Below are 10,658 nucleotides of genomic sequence, written 5' to 3' on the forward strand. Positions count from 1 at the left end.
TCAGTTCCTTTTATTTGTATGGCAATGGCTGCGCTCGTCGCTCGCCTGATAGGAGAAAACCACTCCTATCAAGCTTTTTAAAGATTGCGACGGCTGCGCTCATTGCTTAGGGACTGAAAAAGTGGAAAAGCACCACTTTTTCAGTTCCCATGCGAGTAGGCGCTGGAGCTAGACAACTTGCCCGAAGGTTCATAAACTTATACTTTCTTTAAAAATAAACCGTATGAAATCGAGGCCACTGAAAAAGTATCTTACAACTTTTCAGTTCCTTCGATTTCATACGGTTACTCCTAATCGGTCTGGATGGTGAGCACCTTTTCAAACTGTTAATGTCATTCATCCAAAGCTTTTTTCCCATTAGTATTAATTTATTTATATATGTGTATATGAGGTTCATTTTCTGGATATTGCACGATAATACTTTCAGGTCCATTAATGGAATTGACATACACATAAACGGGAACATCCGAGCTGAAATTCTCACTGACACGTCCACTTATAAATTGAGTTAATGCAATTATTTCTGCTTTTCCGTGAGACTGTAAATTAAATTCAATTGATAATTCTTCTAATGTATCATTCTTATAACGCCCTTTTCCAACAACACCCATTGATCTACCGAAAAAGTCTTCCACTTCCGTTTTAAATTGACTAAATACATTAGACTGGTTCGGATAAGCATCTCTCGCTGCCCTTGATGGGAAAAACAAGAATTGTTCATTAATGGCTTCCCATTCCCCAATCATAGTCTCCCCTTCACCTAATTGTGTCATTGCAATGAATGATCCTGGAACGATAGAACCTCGTGGTTCCTCTTGATAGAGTGCTACTGTTATAGGAACTTCCCTTAATTCTTCCGCCATTCCCCTTAAACGTTCCACAACTTCCTGAGCAATTTCTTTCCCTTGTTCTTCTACTTCATCTAAATCTAACGTTTCTTCATGAAAATGATATCGAACAATTCCATCATCACCAACAACCTCTGTCCGAAAATAATAAACAGAACGTAAAGCTAATCCGACCACAACCCCCCCAAGATTTACTCCTTCTTCGGCACTTCCATAAAAATAGTTATGCTCAAGTACATTAGATAAAACTAGAGGGTTCTCTCTCATTTGATCTTCATCAGATTCCCCTTCGGCTAATGGTGGATTTAACCCGTCTGTGTTGCGCTGATCCTCAGGGTCAAACCTTCTTAACCATCGGTTTATTGTTTCTCCAGTTAAGTAGCTGCCTTCCCGAAAATAAAATTCACTCTGGTCAAAATTGGCTGAGGCAATTTCCATTAGTCCTACCTCAAATTGATTTATATCAATCCTGTTGTTCATCGCATGGGCAACGACACCCCTTGCCTGACTTCGTAAATACGTTCCACTTTCATCTAAAACGTTACGATAAAAATTTTCAGGAGTATCAATGGTTGGCGTAATGATAAACTGCTGTTCTTCCATTTCATCTGTTTCTTCTACAATAATAATTTCTTCTTCCCCACGGTCTAAAGTGGGAACACAACCAGTTAAAAACAACAGTATGGCCATACATATCATACTTCTTCGTTTCATAATAAAACACTCCTCACCCGATGCGACATACTATTTTTGTTTACTTATTTAACTCTTCTAGAAAACGATTCTCATCCCAAATTTCAATATTTAACTCTTCTGCTTTTTTACGTTTAGAACCTGCTTTTTCTCCGGCAATTAATAAGTCTGTTTTACTGCTCACACTTCCAGTAACATTTCCCCCACGGGATTCAATTTCCGTCTTTGCTTCTCCCCGTGCCATCTTTTCCATAGTACCAGTCAACACGATCGTTTTACCTGAGAAATACGTCTCATTTTTCTCAGTAGCCAGTGGATTTGGTCCTTTATATTCTGTATTCACACCTAAACTCTTTAATTCATCCAGGAGTTCCTTTGCTTCCGGTTGTTCAAAAAAGGTGTTGATAGCATCTGCCATTTTTACACCGATTTCATTTATGGCCTCTAGTTCCTCCCTGGTCGCTGTCTGAAGTTGATCAATACTTCCAAAGTGCTGTGCAAGAGTTTTGGCGGCCTTCGCCCCCACAAAACGAATCCCTAAACCAAACAACAATTTTTCTAAAGAGTTCTCTTTTGAAACGTTAATAGCATGTAGTAAATTGTCTACTGATTTTTCTCCCATTCGTTCTAAGTTTAATAATTCATGTTTTTCCAACTTATATAGATCCGCAACATCCTTTATCAATTCGTGTTCAAACAATTGTGTAATAACCCGTTCTCCGAGCCCATCAATATTCATAGCATTCCTTGACACAAAATGGATTAAACCTTCTCTAATTTGAGCAGGACATTTTGGATTAACACAACGGAGTGCCACTTCCCCTTCAATCCGTACCAGTTCACTATGACATTCGGGACACTCCGTGGGCATGGAAAAATCTTTCTCATTTCCAGTACGATAATTGGTTAATACATTTACCACTTCCGGGATAATATCGCCAGCTTTTTTTATCGTCACTTTATCCCCTAATTTTAAATCCTTTTCCCTTATTAAATCTTCATTATGAAGAGAAGCCCGTTTTACGGTTGTCCCAGCTACAGAAACAGGCTCTAGTATAGCAGTTGGTGTTATTACTCCTGTACGTCCAACACTCAATTCAATATCAAGTAAGGTAGTCACTACTTCCTCCGCCGGAAATTTAAAAGCGATCGCCCAACGGGGGCTTTTTGCAGTGAACCCTAACACTTCCTGATCCTTTAGAGCATCTACTTTTATGACAATCCCATCGATTTCATAGGGGAGAGCAGCACGCTTTTCCAACCATCCTTCACAATAATGAATCACATCTTCTATTGTTTCACAATGTTGGTGTTCCTTATTTATTTTAAACCCCAGTCTGTCTACAAATTCCAGAGCCTCATGATGAGACGTGATTTCCCGCTCCCTAACTTGCCCTATGGAGTAAATAAATATATCTAAATTACGTTTGGCAGCTATTTTAGGATCCAATTGTCTTAAAGATCCCGCTGCTGCATTACGGGGATTAGCAAATAACGCTTCCCCCTTTTTTTCTTTTTCCATATTTAAACGTTCAAATGATTTTTTCGGCATAAATGCCTCTCCACGGACCTCAATATCCACTTCCTCTTTTAAACGAAGGGGGATCGATGGAATAGTCTTTAAATTACTCGTTATGTCTTCCCCGATGGTTCCGTCACCTCGGGTTGCTCCTAAAACAAATCTACCTTGCTCATAAATAAGTGTAATAGCAAGTCCATCAATTTTAAGTTCACAACTGTAAGTTGGCTCATGTCCGAGCCCTTGACGCACTCTTCTGTCAAAGTCTCTCAAATCATCTCCATTAAATGCATTGGAAAGACTTAACATCGGAATGGTATGTTGTACTTTTCGAAATTGATCCAGCGTATTCCCCCCGATTCGTTCACTTGGAGAGTCCTCCCGTTTATACTCTGGATAATTCTCTTCTAAACTTACTAATTCCCTTAGTAGTTGATCATATTCTGCATCAGAGACTTTTGGTTGATCAAGGACATAATAGGAGTAGGCATATTCGTTTAACAGATCTGTTAACTGATCTAATTTCACTTTAACATCCTTTGTCATGCTCGTCCCACCTTATTTTTTTGTAATTGGCGCAAATTTAGCAAACAAACGCTTTATTCCCACCGCTGGAAAGGCAATATCCAGTTCAATATTTTCCCCTTCCCCTTTCATACTCACAACAGTACCAAGTCCCCACTTCTTGTGCTCTGCCTTATCTCCAACAGACCAACTAAAGGAATCTCCGCCAGTCACCGTTGTCTTCACACGCTCTTTCGTTCTTGTTCCTGAGACTGTTGTCTTGGTTTGACCAACCCCCAGTGAAGAGCTTCCGCGAGAAGTTTGCATCCATGGCGGTGTTGGTGCATCTGTTCGTGTCTCGTTCACTTTATGAATCAGTTCATCTGGAATTTCCCCAAGGAAACGTGATGGGGGGTTCATATTTGTACGGCCATATAAAGTACGCATTTTCGCCCTTGTAATATATAGTTCCTGTTCCGCCCTCGTTATGCCCACATAAGCTAATCGACGCTCTTCTTCCATTTCGGCTTCTTCCATTAAAGAACGGCTATGTGGAAAAACACCTTCTTCCAGTCCAATTAAGAAAACAATTGGAAATTCAAGCCCCTTTGCAGAGTGTAAAGTCATTAAGAGAACCGTGTCCTTAACCTCTTCTCCATCCTCAGCTACTTTATCAATATCTGCCACTAAAGCAAGATCTGTTAAGAAAGAAATAAGGGATTTATCCTCATTCGTATTTTCAAATTCTTGTGTGACGGATAAAAACTCATCAATATTTTCTAATCTGGCTTCTGATTCAATACTTTTATCATTTTTAAGCATTTCCCGATAACCTGTTTTGTCTAATAATTCTTCCACTAATTCGGTGACAGCTAAATAATCCTGCATTTGCACCCATCCATTAATCTGGTGGGCAAACTCCTGTAACGTCTTTTCAAATCTTGGACTTAAACCAATTTGGTCCACTTCCAGTAAAGCTTTAAAGATGGATAAATCATTTAATGCAGCATAAGCTTCGATCTTCTCCAAAGTTGTTGCACCGATGCCGCGACGGGGAACATTAATGATTCTACGAATACTAATATCATCATCCGGATTAGAAACTAATCGGAGATAGGCTAATAAGTCTTTGATCTCTTTTCGATCATAGAATTTCATCCCTCCGACAATTTGATATGGAATATTAGATTTTATTAACATTTCTTCCACCACACGGGATTGTGCGTTGGTGCGATATAAAACAGCCATTTGAGAGGGACTAAATCTCCCTGTCTCTGTCAGTTCTTTCATTTTCCCTGCCACGAAACGTGCTTCATCATGCTCGTTGTCCGCATCATAGAAGGCTAACTTTTCCCCTTCTTCATTTTCCGTCCAAAGTTTCTTCGGTTTTCGGTTAGGGTTTCGGTCAATGACTTCGTTTGCAGCTTGCAATATTTTTTTCGTGGAACGGTAGTTTTGTTCCAACATAATCGTTGTCACATTTGGATAGTCTTTTTCAAAAGAGAGGATATTTTGGATATCCGCTCCGCGCCAACGGTAGATAGACTGATCTGAATCACCAACAACGCAAATATTTTTATTCCTTTCCGCGATTAGTTTTACTAATATATATTGTGCACGGTTTGTATCCTGATACTCATCTACCATTGTATAACGAAAACGACGCTGATAGTATTCCAGTACCTCTGGAACCTGCTTAAACAACTTAATCGTTGTCATAATCAGATCATCAAAATCCATCGATTGATTTTTCGTTAATTCTTTCTGATAACCTTCATAAACTTTCAGTACCGTTTTATCATAAATATCGCCAACTGTTTTTTCATAGTCTTTCGGCGTTTTCAATTCGTTCTTTGCGGAACTGATTGTCCCTAAAATCGACCGAGGGTCAAATTTCTTTACATCCATATTCTGTTCCTTCATGACTCGTTTAATAACAGACAACTGATCCGATGAATCTAAGATGGTAAAATTCCGATTGATTCCAATCCGATCCACATCTCGCCTTAAAATACGAACACACATGGAATGGAACGTAGAAATCCATATTTCTTCCGCCAACGGGCCAACAATTCGGCCTACCCGTTCTTTCATTTCCCTTGCTGCCTTATTTGTAAATGTAATCGCTAAAATCGACCAATGGGGAACTCCCTTTTCCTCAATTAAATAAGCAATCCGATGCGTTAATACCCGTGTTTTGCCACTTCCGGCACCTGCCATAATTAATAAAGGTCCATCCCCATGTTTTACTGCATTACCCTGCTCAGGATTCAGACCATTTAACAATTGCTGTCTCATCCACTCCACCATCCAAACGTACGTTCTATTTTTCTTGCTTCTATATTACCCTATTAATTTGCTTTTGTATAATTTTTTCCCAAGACTTTTTTCATTGAAAAATTCTCTTTTACACTCTCTTCCTATTTACAGCATTAACCGTTTCGAGAGCTGTTTTCATGTCATCATAGATTATATTTCCAACCACAATTGTATCTGCATGGCGGGCCATTTCCTCTGCTTTTTTAACAGATGTAATTCCTCCTCCGTAAAAAAGCTGAGTAGTCTCTAGTTCAGCGGATACTTCTCTTACTAAGTCAGGGTCACCAAACTCCCCACTATATTCCATATAAAAAATCGGCATTTTAAATAGTTTATCAACCATACGAGCATAAGCTACAACATCATCACTAGTTAAATCCGTTTTAGCATCTGTTAATTGTCCAACTTTTGAGTTCTCATTTAGCACACAGTAACCTTCGGCCAAAACCTCTTCCCAATTGATGATATCTCCAAACTCTTTTAATGCCCTATGATGTAATCCATTTATCCAAGTTGCATGGGGAGAGTTAAGAACAGAAGGTATCAAAAAGTAATCAAACCCTGGAACGATCGAATGAAGATTTGATACTTCAAGTGCACAGGAAACAGAATAGCGGCGAACCCGCATCAACAGATTAATGGTGTTCTCTTCCGTTACACCATCGCTGCCCCCTACGATAATTGCATCCGTTCCCGACTCACATAATTTCTCTAGATCCTCATCATTAATGCTTTTATTTGGATCTATTTTAAAAACATGCTTCCACTCCTTGTATTCCAGCATGGCTCTATCCCCCAACTATCTCACAGAATCAGTTCTTGTTTATTCACTATGATAGTATATCAAAAAAAAAACCATTCCTCATTATTTACAGGTGAGTTGTTCTAGCAGGTAATATTTGTCTAATAAAATCGCAACTTCCAATGGTGGAAGTTGCGATTTTTTTCTTATTCTTTTATTATTCCTGTTTTGTATGTACCCTCTCGAGCGTTAACTGGTATCCATCATTCCCATAATTAATACATCGTTTCACCCTAGAAATCGTTGCCGTACTGGCACCTGTATCTTTCTCAATTCTTTGGTACGTATAGCCTTCCATTAGCATTCTTGCGACCTCAAGACGTTGGGCCAATGATTGGATTTCATTCATCGTACATAAGTCATCAAAAAATTGATAACATTCTTCAAGATCTTTTAAACTTAAAATTGCATTAAATAATTGATCCAGTTCTTTCCCCCGTAATTTATCAATTTGCATTCTATATACACCCTTTCTAACATATTAATCATGAACATACTTATACGCAAAATCTGCTCTGCTGTTATTCTTCGAGGAGAAGATTGACATTGGATTGCAGACCTCCACTACCAGACGGAACGATATTAACCCATGTTTGACCTGGTAAAAAGGGAAGAAGTTCTCCATTTTTATAAGGAAGCAGAATGCCATTCTCGTTCACCCATTCAACCTCTTGCAGTATCCCCTCTTGAATTAAATAAGCATTTCCACCTGAATCTATATCAATTTCACGACGCTGTGATCCAGCATCAATATGATCTTCTCCTTTAGGAATAACCCTATGACTAGCTTCCACAATAAAAATGTTTTTTGGAGCAACCGGTTCTCCTGTCTCTAAATCATTTGATGGTTGTCCCCCTATATAGCGAAGATACCTTTTTGAACCTTCATCATATTTATATTGAACGTTATTTGAAGGGCTTCCGTAATTAACCTCTAGTTCCTTGACCAGTTCCCCCTCCACTTCAGCAAGTTTATTAACAAAATGCAGTTTGGGGGGCAGCCTGTCCATTTCATAACCAATGGATTCCGCAGCAGCAACTAAATCATCATAGGTTGTATACATATTGTGTGGAGCCACACGATCTGTTGATCTTGAAAAAAATCTCCCATCATAAATAAGTGCATTTATATTATCAACATAACTGCTTTCTGCTAGACTTAATCCACCTGGACTTCCACCTGCATTCACATATATGCTATCCATTCCTTTATTTAAATGGACGTAATAGCTTCGGGCACTTCTTAATGGGCCAATTCTTTCTGGTTTTTGACTATGAAAGATAGCTAAAAATCTTGTGATGGTTCCTTCTGATAAAATTTCATACACCACATCCGCTTGATAGAGACCAGATTGAGGTCTTGCAGCCATGGAGTTTTCAATCATGACACCAAATGCTCGGTAGTCCACTTCCATTTCCTCTTTTATTTCCATTCCAGTTAAAGGATAATAACCAAACGGAGCATCTGGCGTTTCCTTTAGCTCTAAGGAAATCGTTCTTTCTTCCAAATCATTAATGATTGAAACATCCTCAACATCGGAAGAACAAGCCACAAAAGGTAGAATGATAAAAGTAAATAAACTAACTAGTACATTTTTTTTAATTTGCATGAAATACTCACCCTTCCTGATTGACTATTCACTTTTATAGTTTAACGCATAATAGAAGGAAAGAGTACTTTTTTCTTCTTCACATCAAAGATCCCCATTTGTGTTACCCGTATATACGGTAAGTGTGTTGCGTTAAAAAATAACAAACTATACACCGGATCATGATAAAGATATCCCCGTTGTTTAAGAGCGTCTTTTAATTGTTTCTCTTGTTCCCCTATCTCATCCATCGATAATTCGGACATTATGCCGCCCAGAGGCAAAGGAATGGAAGATACTACTTCTCCATTATTATCGACTAAAGCAATGCCCCCCTGCTGTTTTTTTAATTGTTCAAATGCAGAAAGTAACCCTCTTTTACTTTTCCCTATTAAAATAATATCACCTGTATTATTAAAGGAGCTTGCCAATCCATGAATGTTTTTCCCAAATCCTTTAATCGCGGTACTGACTACCCACTTCCCATATCTGTCTATCAGCATGAAAAAACTCTCGTCCCTTTCAGCAGGAAGTTCCTCCAATGTGAGGTCCATTTTTATCCTATATGGTTTAATAATAACCTCATTCACCAACTCCAATCCTAACGGGATAGAAAAATGAAAATCTTTTTCAGTAAGATGCCAATCAAGCTTTAAAGGTTCGAAACCATATTTATCCCAAGGGAACTTCTGAACTGGAAAACACGATATCCCATTTTTTCTAACCCAATGCCCCTTAGCCAATACATCTTTTGGCAAAGGCGTAGATAATGAAGAAAGGATATTTATATTGGCCAAACGACCTGGTGCAATCATTCCAATGCAGTCGTCCATATGATAATGACGGGCAACGTTATAAGTACACATATTTACAGCCTCAATAAATGGTACTCCTTGCTCAACAGCCAGTTCTATTAAATGGTCCATCATTCCATTTTCCAAGAAACTCGGTGGAGATCCATCTGTCGTCATTAGAAGTCGATCATAATTCGAGAATTTTTTTTCGTGCAACTCCCTCATGATTTTTGGCAAATCGGGACGGATCGAGGAGTACCTTACAGAGGCCGTCATCCCAACATCAATTCGACGTAGAATATCTTCACCAGACATAGATTCATGATCCCCATCAACACCTAATAATGCCATTTGTGTTAATGTCTTTTCTCCTGCTCCTGGAAAATGTCCTTCGATCGGTTTACGAACATCCTTCGTTTCTAACATCCAATGGAGAATGGAGTCATCACCTTGAAGTACTTTTGGCCAATCGGTTAGCTCTCCCCCTTGGACCACATATGGATGATCTAACCAGGCTTTTATATTCGAATAAGCAAACACATCATGTTCATTTGCCAATTCTGTCTGTACATCATACCTGGCCCACCATAACATTGTAGCAGGTGTTTTTTGAAGACAATCTAACAAAGTAAGCGCTTTCTTTTTATTTAATAATAAAAAAAATACCATGTTATCGTTTATTAGCGTTGTGGTTCCCCTCTCTGATGCATATTGAGCCAATGTAAGGGGATGATATAACTGAAATGGGTGAGCATGATGTTCAATGTATCCTGGGACAACAAAATTGTCTGTTGCATCAATGACTTCTGTTCCATTCTTTTTATGAGGAAGTTCCTTGCCAACATAAACAATCCTATCATGATGTATCCAAATATTACCTTCCATCCAGCACTTACGGATACTATTCAACCATTTTGCATTGACAATAACTTTCGTTGGAGATATTTCTCCTCTTATAACACTAAGCTGTTGTCTAACTTCTTTTTTTGTCCAATAATGTGAAAAGCCTTTTACCATTCTCATCACCCAGTTTTTGTTAAGTGTTTCCTTTAATCTTAACATACTTCTCCTTTAAATCAGTAAAGATTTTTTTGAAAAAATAAGAAAAGGGAGGTTTTATAATGAGACAAAACATCGGTCTCGTAAATGCTCTAATTCGAATTACTTGTGGATTTACAGTCCTCTCTTGGGCGACTTCAAAATTAATCCGCACAAGATCGAACGACATGATGCCTTTTATTGCCGCTTTTCTGGGGGCAATGAAGGTTGCAGAAGGAATAACCAGATTTTGTCCAATTACTTACTTATTTGAAGAAACCGTGGAGTATTATGAAGAGGATGAGGAAGATGGATTGGATGAAAATTACGAATACGCACCGCTTAATCCATCATAAGTAGAAAAGCGTATTCGCCTAAGATTACGAGCGTAGGGCAGTGGAGGAATGACAACCGAAGTCCGCTCTTTGACTTCGGTTGTCACTTCCGAAGTGCCCCTTAGCGAGTAGGAAGCAACTGAAAAAGTTTAAAACCACTTTTTCAGTTCCTTTTATTTGTATGGCAATGGCTGCGCTCGTCGCTCGCATGATAGGA

8 protein-coding genes are annotated in these 10,658 nt (G+C 38.7%); 1 reads left to right on the plus strand and 7 read right to left on the minus strand.

Translation table 11 applies throughout. From position 1 onward, the window contains the following. Positions 1-368: 368 nt before the first annotated feature. The 7 genes from KS419_RS00450 to KS419_RS00480 all read right to left on the minus strand — a co-directional run bounded on the left by KS419_RS00450 (position 369) and on the right by KS419_RS00480 (position 10,085). Positions 369-1,562: a CamS family sex pheromone protein gene (locus KS419_RS00450; protein ID WP_217064126.1), complete on the minus strand. Its 1,194-nt coding sequence runs from the start codon at positions 1,560-1,562 to the stop codon at positions 369-371. Positions 1,563-1,602: 40 nt separating this feature from the next. Beyond that, on the minus strand, positions 1,603-3,606 hold the full coding sequence (gene ligA, locus KS419_RS00455) for an NAD-dependent DNA ligase LigA (protein ID WP_217064127.1): 2,004 nt from the start codon (positions 3,604-3,606) through the stop codon (positions 1,603-1,605). A 12-nt stretch (positions 3,607-3,618) separates the two neighbouring features. After that, a complete protein-coding gene (pcrA, locus tag KS419_RS00460) occupies positions 3,619-5,871 on the minus strand; it encodes a DNA helicase PcrA (protein ID WP_217064133.1) in 2,253 nt (750 codons plus the stop codon). A 100-nt stretch (positions 5,872-5,971) separates the two neighbouring features. Next, positions 5,972-6,667, minus strand: a complete 696-nt coding sequence (gene pcrB / locus KS419_RS00465; RefSeq protein ID WP_217064128.1) for a heptaprenylglyceryl phosphate synthase — start codon at positions 6,665-6,667, stop codon at positions 5,972-5,974. Between the two features lie 175 nt (positions 6,668-6,842). Further along, positions 6,843-7,142 (minus strand): YerC/YecD family TrpR-related protein, encoded by a 300-nt coding sequence (locus KS419_RS00470; RefSeq protein WP_217064129.1) that lies wholly within the window; start codon positions 7,140-7,142, stop codon positions 6,843-6,845. A gap of 64 nt (positions 7,143-7,206) precedes the next feature. Beyond that, a complete protein-coding gene (locus KS419_RS00475; RefSeq protein ID WP_217064130.1) occupies positions 7,207-8,295 on the minus strand; it encodes a DUF3048 domain-containing protein in 1,089 nt (362 codons plus the stop codon). Between the two features lie 41 nt (positions 8,296-8,336). Further along, entirely contained in the window at positions 8,337-10,085 is a 1,749-nt protein-coding gene (locus KS419_RS00480; protein ID WP_217064131.1) for an adenine deaminase C-terminal domain-containing protein, read from the minus strand. 104 nt (positions 10,086-10,189) lie between these two features. On the opposite strand from KS419_RS00480, the gene KS419_RS00485 reads away from it, so the two are divergent. Then, positions 10,190-10,462 carry a YgaP family membrane protein gene (locus tag KS419_RS00485; RefSeq protein ID WP_217064132.1) on the plus strand — a complete coding sequence of 91 codons (273 nt, stop codon included), beginning with the start codon at positions 10,190-10,192 and terminating at the stop codon, positions 10,460-10,462. Positions 10,463-10,658: the final 196 nt, after the last annotated feature.

It is taken from the genome of Evansella tamaricis (assembly GCF_019042215.1).
Classification (GTDB): domain Bacteria; phylum Bacillota; class Bacilli; order Bacillales; family Salisediminibacteriaceae; genus Evansella; species Evansella tamaricis.